The organism is Pseudomonas sp. PGPR N4, assembly GCF_059693665.1.
The window spans coordinates 1695126-1709177 of record NZ_JCAUKV010000001.1; the positions used below are offsets into that span (position 1 = coordinate 1695126).

The 14052-nt window shown below is 65.7% G+C and carries 10 protein-coding genes; 9 read left to right on the forward strand and 1 reads right to left on the reverse strand.

Annotated elements, in window-relative coordinates; all coding sequences use genetic code 11:
• The first annotated feature begins 96 nt into the window (after positions 1–96).
• Positions 97–1056 (forward strand): AAA family ATPase, encoded by a 960-nt coding sequence (locus AC58X1_RS07610; protein WP_101321346.1) that lies wholly within the window; start codon positions 97–99, stop codon positions 1054–1056.
• Positions 1057–1062: 6 nt separating this feature from the next.
• Here AC58X1_RS07610 and AC58X1_RS07615 read toward each other — a convergent pair whose 3' ends face one another.
• Positions 1063–2352, reverse strand: coding sequence for a T6SS phospholipase effector Tle1-like catalytic domain-containing protein (locus tag AC58X1_RS07615; protein WP_497428590.1), 1290 nt, complete (start codon positions 2350–2352; stop codon positions 1063–1065).
• Positions 2353–2650: 298 nt separating this feature from the next.
• Here AC58X1_RS07615 and AC58X1_RS07620 point away from each other — a divergent pair, with 298 nt between their 5' ends.
• The 8 genes from AC58X1_RS07620 (at position 2651) to AC58X1_RS07655 (ending at position 14051) form a co-directional block, all read left to right on the forward strand.
• Entirely contained in the window at positions 2651–3595 is a 945-nt protein-coding gene (locus AC58X1_RS07620) for a DUF58 domain-containing protein (RefSeq protein WP_101321350.1), read from the forward strand.
• A complete protein-coding gene (locus AC58X1_RS07625) occupies positions 3592–4086 on the forward strand; it encodes a DUF4381 domain-containing protein (RefSeq protein WP_401182275.1) in 495 nt (164 codons plus the stop codon). The genes AC58X1_RS07620 and AC58X1_RS07625 overlap by 4 nt, the downstream gene beginning before the upstream one ends.
• A complete protein-coding gene (locus AC58X1_RS07630) occupies positions 4079–5155 on the forward strand; it encodes a vWA domain-containing protein (protein ID WP_101321354.1) in 1077 nt (358 codons plus the stop codon). Before AC58X1_RS07625 ends, AC58X1_RS07630 begins: the two co-directional genes overlap by 8 nt.
• Positions 5152–6876 carry a vWA domain-containing protein gene (locus tag AC58X1_RS07635; RefSeq protein ID WP_312390865.1) on the forward strand — a complete coding sequence of 575 codons (1725 nt, stop codon included), beginning with the start codon at positions 5152–5154 and terminating at the stop codon, positions 6874–6876. The genes AC58X1_RS07630 and AC58X1_RS07635 overlap by 4 nt, the downstream gene beginning before the upstream one ends.
• The gene (locus AC58X1_RS07640) at positions 6873–8504 is read left to right on the forward strand and encodes a BatD family protein (RefSeq protein WP_150570226.1); all 1632 of its coding nucleotides are present in this window, start codon (positions 6873–6875) and stop codon (positions 8502–8504) included. The genes AC58X1_RS07635 and AC58X1_RS07640 overlap by 4 nt, the downstream gene beginning before the upstream one ends.
• Before the next feature lie 77 nt (positions 8505–8581).
• Entirely contained in the window at positions 8582–9820 is a 1239-nt protein-coding gene (locus AC58X1_RS07645) for an exonuclease SbcCD subunit D C-terminal domain-containing protein (protein ID WP_150570225.1), read from the forward strand.
• The gene (locus AC58X1_RS07650) at positions 9817–13461 is read left to right on the forward strand and encodes an AAA family ATPase (protein WP_497428591.1); all 3645 of its coding nucleotides are present in this window, start codon (positions 9817–9819) and stop codon (positions 13459–13461) included. Before AC58X1_RS07645 ends, AC58X1_RS07650 begins: the two co-directional genes overlap by 4 nt.
• Positions 13458–14051, forward strand: a complete 594-nt coding sequence (locus tag AC58X1_RS07655; RefSeq protein ID WP_150573538.1) for a glutathione S-transferase — start codon at positions 13458–13460, stop codon at positions 14049–14051. Before AC58X1_RS07650 ends, AC58X1_RS07655 begins: the two co-directional genes overlap by 4 nt.
• The last annotated feature ends 1 nt before the right edge of the window (position 14052 follow it).

Here is a 14052-nt window from a genome sequence, read left to right on the forward strand (position 1 = left end):
CCATTGGTCGTCACCACCCCGGATGGATTAAAGTAGCAGGCCCTGCCCGGGCTGCCTGCTGGCAACTCCCCGGCCTCTCTCCAGGAACCGTCGCCGATGGAACACCGTGAAGCGCTGAACGCGCTACGCACCTTTCTTTCCTCCCAGATTCTGGGCCAGGAAAAACTGGTCGAACGCCTGCTGATCGTCCTCCTTGCCGATGGCCACATGCTGGTCGAAGGCGCCCCGGGGCTGGCCAAGACCAAGGCGATCAAGGAGCTGGCCGAGGGCGTCGAGGCGCAATTCCACCGCATCCAGTTCACCCCCGACCTGCTCCCCGCCGATATCACCGGAACCGAGATCTACCGCCCGGAAACCGGCAGCTTTGTCTTCCAGCAGGGGCCGATCTTTCACAACCTGGTGCTGGCCGACGAGATCAACCGCGCGCCGGCCAAGGTTCAGTCAGCACTGCTCGAGGCCATGGCCGAGCGCCAGGTCAGTGTCGGCCGCAGCACCTACGACCTGTCGCCGCTGTTTCTGGTGATGGCCACGCAGAACCCGATCGAGCAGGAAGGCACCTACCCGCTGCCCGAAGCTCAGCTCGACCGCTTCCTGATGCACGTCAAGATGGGCTTCCCCGACGCGGCAGTCGAACGGCGCATTCTGCAGCAGGCCCGCGGCGAGGCGCTCAATGGCGAGACCAAGCCCGAGCGGCGGGTCAGCCAGCAGGCGATTTTTGCTGCGCGCAAGGAAATCCTCGGCCTGTACATGGCCGATGCAGTGGAGGAATACCTGGTGCAACTGGTGATGGCCACGCGCACCCCGGCCAAGTTCGACAGCGACCTGGCTGACTGGATCGCCTACGGCGCCAGCCCGCGTGGATCTATCGCGCTTGACCGTTGCGCCCGTGCGCACGCCTGGCTGGCCGGGCGCGACTTCGTCAGCCCCGAGGATATCCAGGCGGTGCTGTTCGACGTGCTGCGCCACCGGGTGATCCTGTCGTTCGAGGCGGAAGCGGCCGGGGTCGATCAGGACCGCGTGGTCCAGCGCATCCTTGATGTGGTTGCCGTTGCCTGAGGCCGATCAGACGTTTGGCTCTACCAACCGCCCCTCATCAGCCGGGCGGTTGAGATAGACCAGATCGTCTGGCAGAAACCCGCAGGCAGTGAATGCCTCCCAATTCGCCGTGGTGTGCACGTATTTGCGGTACAGCAAGTGTCGCTCTGTCTCGGTCAGGCCAATCTCCGACGAGCGGCCCAGGGCGAAATCTTCCAGTTTGCCAGCGATAACCAGCAAATCCTGAGGCAGCTCCCAACCTGGCGAGGGCGCCGACAGCGGCTGCATCGGCACCTGCGAGTCGACCGCAAGGGCATGCATGATCCTCAGATAGACTCGCGACAAATGACCATGAACCTCGCGCTCACGATGCAGCACGGCATTCACGGTCTTGCGCTGTCCAAGCAAGCCTGCCCGCGCTTCCCACACCCGCACTTGCGGCGTGAGCCCAGGTACATCGGTATAGTCTGCAGCCAGCGCGAGCGCCGCAGCGTAAGCCTCGCTGTCGAGCGGATCGGCATCCGCATTCAAATCACTCGTTTGCACACGAGACAGGTCGATTTTTTCGCGGCTCACTTGCAGATAGCCGCCGCCGAGATCGGCATGGGCACCGGGCAAACGCAGGTCGTTGCCGGTCGCGACCAGCGGATAGTTGTAGCGATGCTCGTCAGCCGCTACCAACTGTATGACCTTGCCGGCGACGCCCGGCGCCAGGGCCAGATGCAACTGTCCGTAGTCGCCATTGGTCGAGGTGAAATTGAACTTCAGCGGTTCGACGATGGCCCCGACGGTGTCAAATAGACCTATGAAGTCGATAGCGACGCCCTGCTCCCATCCCAGGCATGGTGAGAAATCGCAGGCTTGCGCAAGCAGGCTTTGAGTGCCTTTGCCTAGGTCATTGGCAAACGCTCGCGCGCCAGCCGCACCGCGACTGAAACCAAACAGGTCAAATTTCAGCGCCTGAAGCTGCACCGAGGGATGGCTCTGTCGCCAGGCCTGTAATTTCGCGGCCAGGGCCAAGGCAGCTTGCCCGAGGCGTTGACGAACCCCGGTTCCGCCGCTACCGGTATACCAGCCAATGTCGGAATCCGGTTTGCCCTGGAGGGTTCCTGGCCCTTCAACATACAGGCTCAGAAATCCTCGCGCGACTGGGTAGGCGTCATACAACAAGGCTATATTGGAGAGTGCACTCGCGTAGCTACCCGTTGCCTGCTCGGGCACAGGCTCGTCCCCTTTGACGGCGTTGCTGCGGTTGTTGCCTGTGCCATCGAAAAACACGCCGATACGCAGCGTGGTTGGCTCATGTTCCGTTGCCATGGTTGAACCTCCGTGATCAAGGGCACCATTGAACGGCACACGGCCTGCACGCGAGCATCAGCCAAATCTGTGAGTACCGTGTGATCAGCGGTGCAGACGAAGGCCACACGCCGCAGTTGCAGTCAGTTTTTTAGCATTCACGTTGGTCGGCGATGCTGCGGATGCTTTAAAGTATTGCGCTCTGCGCAGCTCGCCCCCTGGCCGATGCGCTCCCTACCCAGGAACCGTCAACCATGCACCATCCTGACGCACGCACAGCGCGGCAAGACCTGCGCGGCTTCGCGGTCGCCTGACGCCCATGCCCACCGCACAATTGGCCGAACCTGGTATCCGCACCAGCCTCAGCGAGCTGATCGACATGCGCCACCGCGTGCGCGAGATTCAGCTGTTCTCGCGGCCCGGCCAGCGCAGCCCGCTGGTGGGCCTGCACCTGTCGAAGTTGCGCGGGCGTGGGGTCGATTTCGACCAGGTGCGGGTCTACCAGGCCGGCGACGACGTGCGCAACATCGACTGGCGGGTGACCGCGCGCACTCAGGAGCCGCACACCAAGCTGTTCCATGAAGAGCGCGAGCGGCCGATCTTCATCATGGTCGAGCAGAGCCAGCGCTTGTTCTTCAGCTCCGGGCTGACCTTCAAATCGGTGCTGGCCGCTCAGGCGGCTGCGCTGTTCGGTTGGGCGGCACTGGGCCACAACGACCGCATCGGCGGGCTGGTGTTCGGCGATAACGAGCACTATGAAGTCAAGCCAAGGCGCAGCAAGCAAAGCCTGTTGCAGCTCCTCAACCGCCTGGCCAAGGTCAATCAGTCACTGCACCCCGAGGCCGTGCCTCAGGCCGACAGCCTGTCGCTGGCCCTGCGCCGGGCGCGCGAAGTCCTGCGCCCAGGCAGCCTGGCCATCGTCATCTGCGATGAACGCGCCCTCAGCGAAGGCATCGAGCAGCATCTGTCGATGCTCTCACGCCATTGCGATGTGCTGCTGATGCCGGTTTCCGACCCACTCGATCATGCCCTGCCTGCCGCCGGCCTGCTGCGCTTCGGCCAACGCGGCGCGCAGTTGGAGCTGGATACCCTCGACGGCAATCTGCGCCAGGCCTACCGCCAGCAAGCCGAAGCGCGGATCGAGCGCTGGGAGCTGCTGGCGCAGAAACTGCGTGTGGTGCTGATGCCGCTGAGCACCCAGAGCGAGATGGTCGAGCAACTGCGTGAATACCTCAACGCGCAGCGCCCGGGGCACCGCAAGTGAACCCGCTGGACGAGCTGCAACCGTTGCTGGCGCCGCCGGCGATCAGCCTGTGGCCGCCGGCGCCCGGCTGGTGGCTGCTGCTGGCACTGCTGCCGGTGCTCGCCTGGGGCCTGTGGCGACAACGCCACTGGCGCCCGGGCAAACGCCGCATAGTGCGCGCCGAACTGCCGCTTGACCCGGTCCGCGAAGCAGCCCTGGCCGAACTCGCGCGCCTGCCGCGCCCCTACGACGGCGCGCCGGCCGGTGCCTGGCTGCAGCAGATCAACGCGCTGCTCAAACGCCTGTGCCGCAACCATTATCCGGGCGCCAACAGCCATACCCTGAGTGGCCGGCAGTGGCTGGCGTTTCTCGACAACCGCTGCCCGGCGGCAGGCTTGACCCGCTGGATGGTGCTGGTCGAAGGCACCTACAAGCCCGAGTGCAAGCTCGACGACAAAGCCATCGTCGGCCTCAGCCAGGCGGTCGAAATCTGGATTCGCAAGCATGTTTGAACTGGCCTGGCCGTGGATCTTCGTGCTGCTGCCGCTGCCGTGGCTGGCACGGCTGGTGCTGCCGGCTGCCGACAGCGGCGAGCCGGTGCTCAAGGTCGGCTTCATGAACGAACTCGAAGGCCTGGCCGGGCGCCGTGCCCGTCTCAATCTGCCCACCTGGCGCCAGCAGGCGCCGTTCGTGCTGATCTGGCTGCTGCTGCTGTTGGCAGCGGCGCGCCCGCAGTGGCTGGGCGAACCGGTACCGGTGGAAGCCAGCGGTCGCGACCTGCTGGTGGCCGTTGATGTGTCCGGCTCGATGGACTTCCCCGACATGCAGTGGCAGAACGACGAAATCAGCCGGCTGGACTTGGTCAAGGCGCTGATGGGCGACTTTCTCCAGGATCGCCAGGGCGACCGGGTCGGCTTGATCCTGTTCGGCAGCGAGGCCTACCTGCAAGCGCCGCTGACCTTCGACCGACGTACCGTGCGCACCTTCCTCGACGAAGCGCAGATCGGCATCGCCGGCAAAAATACCGCCATCGGCGACGCCATTGGCCTGGCCGTCAAGCGCCTGCGCCAACGCCCGGCGCAGAGCCGGGTGCTGGTGCTGATTACCGACGGCGCCAACAACGGCGGGCAGATTCATCCGCTGACCGCGGCCCGCCTGGCGGCCCAGGAGAACGTGCGCATCTATACCATCGGCATTGGTGCCAACCCCGAAGCCAGCGGCACCCCCGGTTTACTCGGTCTCAACCCAAGCCTGGACCTGGACGAAGCGTCGCTGCGCGAAATCGCCGACATCACCCACGGCAAATACTTCCGCGCCCATGATGGTGCTGAACTGGATGCCATCGGCGACAGCCTCGATCAGCTTGAACCGGTCGCTCAGCAACCGACCCAGACCCGCACCGCGAAAGAACTCTACGCCTGGCCGCTGGCTCTGGTGCTGCTGCTCAGCGTGTTGTTGGTGATTACCACGCTATGGCCAGACAACCTGCTGCAGCGCGCCCTGCGCCGGCCACGTTTTCTGCAACCGCACCCGGAATGGCGCCAGCGCCTCAAGCGTCTGCGCCTGCGGAGGCGGCGATGATCGATCTGTGGCCCCAATGGCTGCGCCCGCTGTGGTTGCTGGCCGTGCCGCTGCTCGTCTGGCTGCTGTTCAAGCTGTGGCATCGGCGCAAGCGCGCGGGCCGCTGGCAGATGATTCTGCCGGCGCAGTTTCATGCGGTATTGCTCGGTGGCGGCAGTGGCAGCAACAGCAAGCTGCCATGGATCGCCCTCGGCGGCGCCTGGCTACTGATCGTACTGGCCCTGCTCGGCAGCAGCTGGCAACGCGTCGAGGAAACCCGCCAGCGCCCGGCCGACCCGCTGGTGATCATGCTTGAGCTGACCCCGCAGATGCTCGCCGAGGACAGCACGCCGAATCGCCTCGAACAGGCCCGGCGCAAGATCCTCGACCTGCTCGAGCACCGCCGCGACAGCCAGACCGCGCTGGTGGTCTACGCCGGCAGTGCGCACACGCTGGTGCCGCTGTCGGATGACCTTGGCACCACGCGTAACCTGCTGGAAGCGATCGACCCGTCGATCATGCCGCAACCCGGCCAACGCGCCGACCTCGCCGTGCAAAAGGGGCTGGCCCTGCTCGCCCAGAGCGGCCTCGGCCAAGGCCGCCTGCTATTGATCGGCTCATCCCTGAGCAACAGCGAACGCGAGGGCATTCTGCGTGCCCTGGGCCGGCAAGGACCAAACCTGTTGATGCTCGGCATCGGCAGCAGCGAAGGCGCGCCGGTCCGCCAGGCAAACGGCGAGTTCCTCAAGGATGAGCAAGGCGCAATCCTCTTGCCACGATTGGACAGCGCCAGCCTCAAGGGCTTCATCAACAGCACCGGTGGCCGCTACCGCCACGCCCGCATCGACGACCTCGACCTGCGCGGGCTGGGCCTGTACGACAATCCACGCGCCCTGCGCAGCGACGGCCAGACCGTGCAACTGGACAGCTGGGCTGATCAGGGTTACTGGTTGCTGCTGCCGCTGCTGCTGTTGGCCGCCTGCGCCGGGCGGCGTGGCTGGCTGTTCTGCCTGCCGCTGCTGTTCTCCCTGCCGCAGCCCAGCCAGGCCTTTGAATTCAACGACCTGTGGCTGCGCCCCGACCAACAAGGCCAGCGCCTGCTGGAGCAGCAGCGCCCCGCCGCTGCCGCGCGCCACTTCGAAGACCCGCAATGGCGCGGCATGGCCCTGTACCAGGCCGGCGACTATGAGGGCGCGGCCAAGGCCTTCGCCCAAGGCAGTTCCGCCGCCGCGCACTACAATCGAGGCAACGCACTGGCTCGCGCCGATCAGCTGGAAGCCGCCCTGGACGCCTACGAGCAGGCCCTGGAACGGCGCCCGGATCTGCAAGCGGCGCTGGATAACCAGGCGCTGGTCCAGCAATTGTTGCTGCAGCGCCAGGCCAAGGCCCAAGCCGAAGAGCAGCAAGCCAAGGAAGATGCACAAGGCGCCCCCGGCAAGGACACCGACGGCAACAGCAGCTCGGCCAGCGATCAGGCACCCGGCGATGCCGACCAGCCCCAGGCCAAGGCCGGCCAGGAGCAAGGCGACAGCGCCAGCAACACCCCGCCCCCCGCCGGCAATCAGGCGGGTGACGACGATAACCTTACCCAACCGCCGCAACGCCCGGTTTCCACCAGCCTCGATGGCGAACAACGCCAGGCCCTGGAACAGTGGCTGCGGGAGATCCCGGACAACCCTGCGCAGCTGCTGCGGCGCAAATTCTGGTATGAACAGCAATTGCATCAGGAAACCCCACGATGAGTCGCTGCGGCGTCTTGCTTGTCAGTCTGCTCTGGATGCTTCAGGTCCAGGCCCAACCGCCGCTGCAGGCCAGCGTCGATCGCACCCGCCTGGAAGCCGGCGAAACCTTGGAGCTGATCCTCGAAAGCGAGGACGTCACCCAGTTCGGCAAGCCCGACCTGCGTGCGCTGGAGGGCGACTTCGATGTGCGTGGCACGCGCCAGCTCAACAGCCTGCACACGCTGGATGGCGAGACCCGCGCCAGCACTCGCTGGATCATCACCCTGCTGCCAAGGCGCAGCGGCAGCCTGAGCATTCCCGCGCTGCAACTGGGCCAGTCGTTCAGCCAGCCGATCGAGGTGCAAGTGCTGCAGGCCGGCGACAACCGCCCGGAAAGCGCCTCGCAGGTGTTCGTCGAGGCAACTCTGGACAGCAACGATGTCTACGTTCAGGCCCAGGCCGTGCTGACCCTGCGCATCTATCATTCGGTGTCGCTGTATGACGACAGCAGCCTCAGCCCATTGCAACTGGACAACGCCAAGGTCGAGCCGCTGGGTGAGTCGCGTACTTATGAGAAAGAGATCAACGGCGTGCGCCATGGCGTGATCGAAACGCGCTACGCGCTGTATCCGCAGCAAAGCGGCACGCTCGATATTCCACCGATGACCTTTACCGCCACCGCTGCTGCCGCTGATACCGGCGAGCAGCCGTCTGCTGCCCCGCGCGCAGGCCGCCAGGTCCAGGTCAGCTCGTTGCCGCTGCGCCTGAACGTGCGGCCGATACCGGCCAATTACCCAGCCGGCGCCGCCTGGCTGCCGGCGCGCAGCCTGACCCTGGAAGAACACTGGAACCCGGACCCGAGCAAACAGACCGTGCAGATCGGCGACTCGCTGACGCGCAGTATTACCCTGCGCGCCGACGGCCTCTCGAGCACCCAGCTGGCGCCGCTGCCGGCCACCGAAATCATCGGCCTGCGCCGCTACCCGGACCAGCCACTGCTGCGCAACGAGGTCACCGAGCGCGGTATGACCGCCAACCGCGAAGAGCGCGAAGCGCTGGTGCCGACCCACAGCGGCGAATTGACCCTGCCGGCGCTGGAAGTCACCTGGTGGAACACCCGCGAAGACCATCTGGAAAACACCAGCCTGCCGGCGCGCAGCCTCAGCGTGCAGGACAACCCGGCCCTGAGCGCCGAGACGCCGGTGGGTGACAGCAGTTCATCCAGTCGCCTGCTCTGGCCGTGGCAACTGGCAACCCTGCTGCTGGCCCTGAGCACTGTGCTCGGTTTCACGCTGTGGTGGCGAGCCCGCTCGCAGCCAGCGGTGCTGCGTGCGGCGCAGACCGGCCCGAGCCCGCGGACCTTGCTCGATGACCTTAAACGCGCGTGCCAGGCCAACGACCCGCAGGCGACCCGCCAGGCCCTGGATGCCTGGGCGCGCCAGCATCCGGAGACGCTGGCCGAGATGGCGGCGCGCTTCGTGCCGCTATCGGATGCGCTGGATGGCTTGAACGGCGCGCTTTACAGCGAGAGCGGCCAGCACTGGCAGGGCGACGATCTGTGGCGTGCGATCAATGCGATTCCGCCGGCCGAGCAGTTGCTCGACCCGGTCGGCGATGGCGGCAGCTTGCCGCCGCTCTATCCGAAGTAGCCCGGCGCGGCTGACCCGTTGAGTTACCATACGCCGCGACCACTGCTTCCCTCGAATTCACTTCAAACAGGTTATTCATGCGTCTGTTCCACACCTCCGACTGGCACCTTGGCCAAAGCCTGCATGGCCAGGAACGCGACTTCGAACACGCCTGCTTTCTCACCTGGCTGCTGGGCCAGTTGCACTTGCGCCAACCCGATGCGCTGCTGATCGCCGGCGATATCTTCGACACGGTCAACCCGCCGGTCAAAGCCCAGGAGCGGCTCTACCAGTTCATCGTCGAGGCTCACGAGCAACAGCCCAAGCTGGACATCGTGATGATCGCCGGCAACCACGACTCCGGCTCGCGCATCGAGCTGCCCGGCCTGCTCATGCGCCGCCTGCGCACGCATGCCCTGGGCCGGGTGCACTGGCTCGATGAGGGCCAGCTCGACGCTGAGCGCTTGCTGATCCCGCTGACCAACAGCCGTGGCAAGGTCGCCGCTTGGTGCCTGGCGCTGCCTTTCCTGCGCCCGGCCGAAGTCACCGGCCCACAGCTGGGCGACGACTATGTGCAGGGCATCACCCAGGTGCACCAGCAACTGATCAAAGCCGCCATGGCCAAGCGCAAGAAAGACCAGGCGCTGGTCGCCATCAGCCATGCGCACATGGCCGGTGGCTCGATCTCGGAAGACTCCGAACGCAGCCTGATCATCGGCAACGCCGAAGCGCTGCCGGCCAAGCTGTTCGATCCCGCCATCAGTTACGTTGCCCTGGGCCATCTGCACAAGCCGCAGAAGGTCAACCGCGAGGAGCGCATCCGCTACAGCGGCTCGCCGATTCCGTTGTCGTTTGCCGAGATCGGCTATCCGCACCAGGTGCTGGAGATCGAGCTTGAAGGCAGCCAACTGGTCAGCGTCGAGCCGCGCCTGGTCCCACGGGCCGTAGCGTTGCAGCGGATCGGCCCGGCGCCGCTGGCCGAGCTGCTCGAGCAACTGGCCGAGCTGCCGGTGATCGACCTGCTGGAGGACCCCAACCGTCAACCGTGGCTGGAAGTACGTGTGCGCCTCGACGAACCGCAGCCCGACCTGCGCCAGCAGATCGAGAGCGCCCTGCAAGGCAAAGCGGTGCGGCTGGTGCGGATCAGCGCCGAGTACGCCGGCCGCAGCGCGCTGGACGAGGACCAATTGCAGTTCGTCGAACTCAGCCAGATGACTCCGCAAGACCTGTTCAGCCGCGTCTGGGAGCAGGCCTACGGCAACCCGGTCGATGAGCAGACCCTGAGCGACTTTGCCCTGCTCCTGCAGGATGTGCAGCTGGAGGAGGAACAGCCATGAAAATTCTGGCCATTCGCCTGAAAAACCTCGCCTCGCTGGCAGGCCCGATCGACATCGACTTCACCGCCGAACCGCTGGCCAGTGCCGGCCTGTTCGCGATTACCGGACCCACCGGTGCCGGCAAGAGCACCCTGCTCGACGCCCTGTGCCTGGCGCTGTTCGGCAGCGTGCCGCGGCTCAATGACATCGGCCGTGAGGCCAAGGTGCCGGACGCCGATGGCGACATCCCCACCTACGACCCGCGCAACCTGCTGCGGCGCGGCACCGGCAGCGGCTATGCCGAAGTCGACTTCGTCGGTATCGACAGCAAGCGTTACCGCGCCCGCTGGGAGGCCAACCGCGCCCGCGACAAGGCCAATGGCAAGTTGCAGATGAGTCGCCAGAGCCTCTACGACCTGGATGGCGAGCAACTGCTGGGCAGCGGCAAGAACGAATACAAGCAATTGGTCGAGGCACGCCTGGGCCTGAACTTCGAGCAGTTCACCCGCGCCGTGATGCTCGCCCAGAGCGAGTTCAGCGCGTTTCTCAAGGCCGATGACCGCGAGCGCAGCGACTTGCTGGAAAAGCTCACCAACACCGCCATCTACACCCGCCTCGGCCAACGGGCGTTTGCCAAGGCCAAGCAGGCCGGCGAGGTCTATCAGGGCTTGCAGGAGCGCGCCAGCCACCTGCTGCCGATGGTCGAAACCGAGCGTACCGAGCTTGACCAGCGCCTGGAGCAGGCGCAACAGCTGCTCAAGGCCGAGCAGGCGCGCGAACGCGAACTGGACCAGCAACGCGCCTGGCTGCGCGATCAGGTGCAGCTGCAGCAGCAACTCAGCGCGGCTCGCGAGGCTTTGCACAGTGCCGAACACGACTGGCAGCAACTGGCCGGACAGCGCCTGGACCTGCAACACCTCGAGCGCCTGGCGCCGCAGCGTCATCAGTTCCAGCGGCAACTGGCGCTGATCGGCGAGCTTACTCCGCTGGCCGCAGCGGTCGCGGCGCAACTGGTTGAGCAGCGCCACCTGCACAGCCATAGCGAGCAGTTGCAGCAGGCCCTGCAAGCTGCCCGCGAGGCGCTGGCACAAGCGCAGGCTAAACACACCGACAGCGCCGCGAACCTGCGCCAGGCGTTTGCTGCTCAGGACAACCTGGCCCGCCTCGACACAGAGCTGGCGCAGTTGGCCACTGTCGGTGCCCAAGCCGATCAGGCAGTCAGCGAAGGCCAGTCGCAGCTGCAGCAGCTTGAGCAACAACAGCAGCACAGCCAGCAGCAGCTCGCCGCCATCGACGCCGCGCTGGCCGACAGCGCCGCACTAGCTGCTATCAGCAGCGCCTGGCAGGCCTACCGCGGCCAGTTGCAGCAACTGCTGCAGATCGGCAATCGCCTCAGCCAAGGCCGCGACGAGTTGCCCAGCCTGCAAGCCCAGGCCAGCCAGGCCAATGCCCTGCTGCAGGAGCAACGCGCCGCCATCGAGCTGCTGTTCCACGAAGCCGGCGCCGAACCGCACGCCCTGGCCGAACAGCTGGACCTGCTCGGCACCTTGCTCCAGGAGCAGCGCAAGCAGCAGCGCGCGGTCGAGCAATTGTCCCGCCTGCACGCTCGCGAGCAGGAGCTGCAGCACACCCTGCACAGCGTGCGCGAACGTCAGCAGCAAGGCTTGCAGCAGCGTCAGCAACTGATCAGCGAAGGCCAGGCGGCCAAGGCCGAACTGGACACCGCCGAGCAGGCTCTGACATTGACCCGGCAACTGCTTGAACGCCAACGTCTGGCGCGCAACACCAGTGTCGAGGAGCTGCGCGGGCAACTGCGTGATGGCGAGCCGTGCCCGGTGTGCGGCAGCGCCGAGCACCCGTTCCATCAGCCTGAAGCCCTGCTGCAAAGCCTGGGCCGGCATGACCAGGTCGAAGAGGCTGCAGCGCTGGCTCAGGTCGAGGCGCTCAATGCCCGCGTGGTCGAGTTGCGCACCCAGGTCGGCATGCTCAACAGCCAGGGCAAGGAGTACCAGCAGCAACAGCTACAGCTGAGCGAACAACTGCTACCGCTGCAGCAGGAGCTGCAAGCGCACGCCTTGTGGCCATCGCTCAGCACCCAAACCGACAGCACCCGCAGTGCCTGGCTGGACGGCCAGCTGCGCCGCCTCGAAGAAGAAATCAACCGCGACGAGCAGCGCCAGAGCGCCCTGCTCACCCTGCAGAAAGACGCCGCCCGACTGACCCAGCAAGTGCAGGCCGCCAGCGACGCGCAGCAGCAAGCACAGCAGCGCCTGGATCAGCAGCACCAGGCCATGGCCGCCGATCAGCAACGCCTGGAGCAGACCCTGGCCGATTTTGCCGAGATCCTGCCCGGCGATATCCTCAAGGCCCTGCGCGACGAGCCAGCCCATGCGTTTCTCGCCCTCGATCAACAGGTGGCCCAGCGCCTGCAGCAACTGGAGCAGCAAAAGGACGAGCAAAACGAGCAGCAACAACGCCTGCAACAGCAGCAACGTCTGGCCGACCAGCAGCAGAGCCGGCTGCAACGCCAGAGCGAGCTGCACAGACAACTCGCAAGCCTTGCCGAGCAGCAGCAACAGGCGCACAGCGTGCTCGCCGAACTGCTTGGCGAACACGCCAATGCCGGTGCCTGGCAGCAGCACCTTGAGCAGCAGGTCGAGCACGCCCGCGGCTTTGAGGCCAGCACCGCGCAGGCGCTGCAGGACGCTCACAGCCAAAGCGTGCAACTGGCTGCAGAACTCAAGGCCAATCAGCAACGCCAGCAGGCCTTGGAGCAGGAACAGCAGACGCTGCAGGGCCAGATCAGCCAATGGCGAGCGGCCCATCCAGAGCTCGATGATACGGGCCTTGAGCGCTTGCTCAGTGTCGATGAAGCCACGCTGGACGCGCTGCGCCAGCAACTGCATAGCGTCGACAAGGCCATCGAGCAAGGCCGGGTACTGCTGCAGGAGCGCGAGCAGCGCCTGCAACAGCACAACCAACAGGCTCGGACCGAGCTGTCCAGCGAGCAACTCGAGCAGCACCTCGCCGACTTGCAGCAACAGCTGGTCGGGCACGAGCAACAATGCGCCGAGTTGCGCGCGCAGCAGGCCGACGACCAACGCCGGCAGCACGCGCACAGCGCCCTTGCCGCTGAAATCGAGCAGGCCCAGCACCAGTGGCAACGCTGGGCGCGCCTGAACAGCTTGATCGGCTCGGCCTCGGGCGATGTGTTCCGCAAGATAGCCCAGGGCTACAACCTCGACCTGCTGCTGCACCATGCCAACAGCCAACTGCGCCAGTTGGCCAAGCGCTACCGCCTCAAGCGTGGCGGCAGCGCACTGGGCCTCTTGGTGCTGGATACCGAGATGGGCGACGAACTGCGCTCGGTGCACTCGTTGTCCGGCGGCGAGACCTTCCTAGTATCGCTGGCCTTGGCCCTGGGCCTGGCCTCGATGGCCTCGAGCACCCTGCGCATCGAATCACTGTTCATCGACGAAGGTTTCGGCAGCCTTGACCCCGAGTCACTGCAACTGGCGATGGATGCGCTGGACGGCCTGCAGGCGCAAGGGCGCAAGGTGGCAGTGATCTCCCACGTGCAGGAGATGCACGAGCGCATCCCGGTGCAGATCCAGGTCCGGCGCCAGGGCAATGGCCTGAGCGAGGTGGAGGTCTGCGGATGATCCTCTACTCGTTTCGCCGCTGCCCCTGGGCCATGCGCGCGCGGCTGGCGCTGGCGTATGCTGGCTGCACCGTCGAGGTGTGTGAAGTGTCGATGAAGCACAAGCCGGCCGAGCTGCTGGCGTTGTCGCCCAAAGGCACGGTGCCGGTGCTGGACACCGGCGCCGAGGTGTTGGAAGAGAGCCTGGATATCATGCGCTGGGCCTTGCTTCAGCATGACCCGCAGGACTGGCTACTACGCGATGATCCAGCGGCAGCTGTGCAGGCGGACGCCCTGATTGCTCGCAATGACAGCACCTTCAAGGCTCAGGTCAACCTGTACAAGTATGCCGAGCGTTACCCCGAGCACACTCGCGAGGAGTACCGCCTGCAGGCCGAATCATGGCTTGAGGAGCTGGAGGCGCTGCTGCAAGGCAGGCCGTACCTGCTGGCCCAGCACCCAAGCCTGGCCGACGCCGCGTTGTTGCCGTTGCTGCGTCAGTTCGCCGGGGTCGAGCCTTTATGGTTCGCCGAGGCGCCCTACCCCCAGCTGCGTGACTGGTTGCAGGGCTGGCTTGCGTCAGACCTGTTCAAGGCCGTGATGGCGCGCTGAC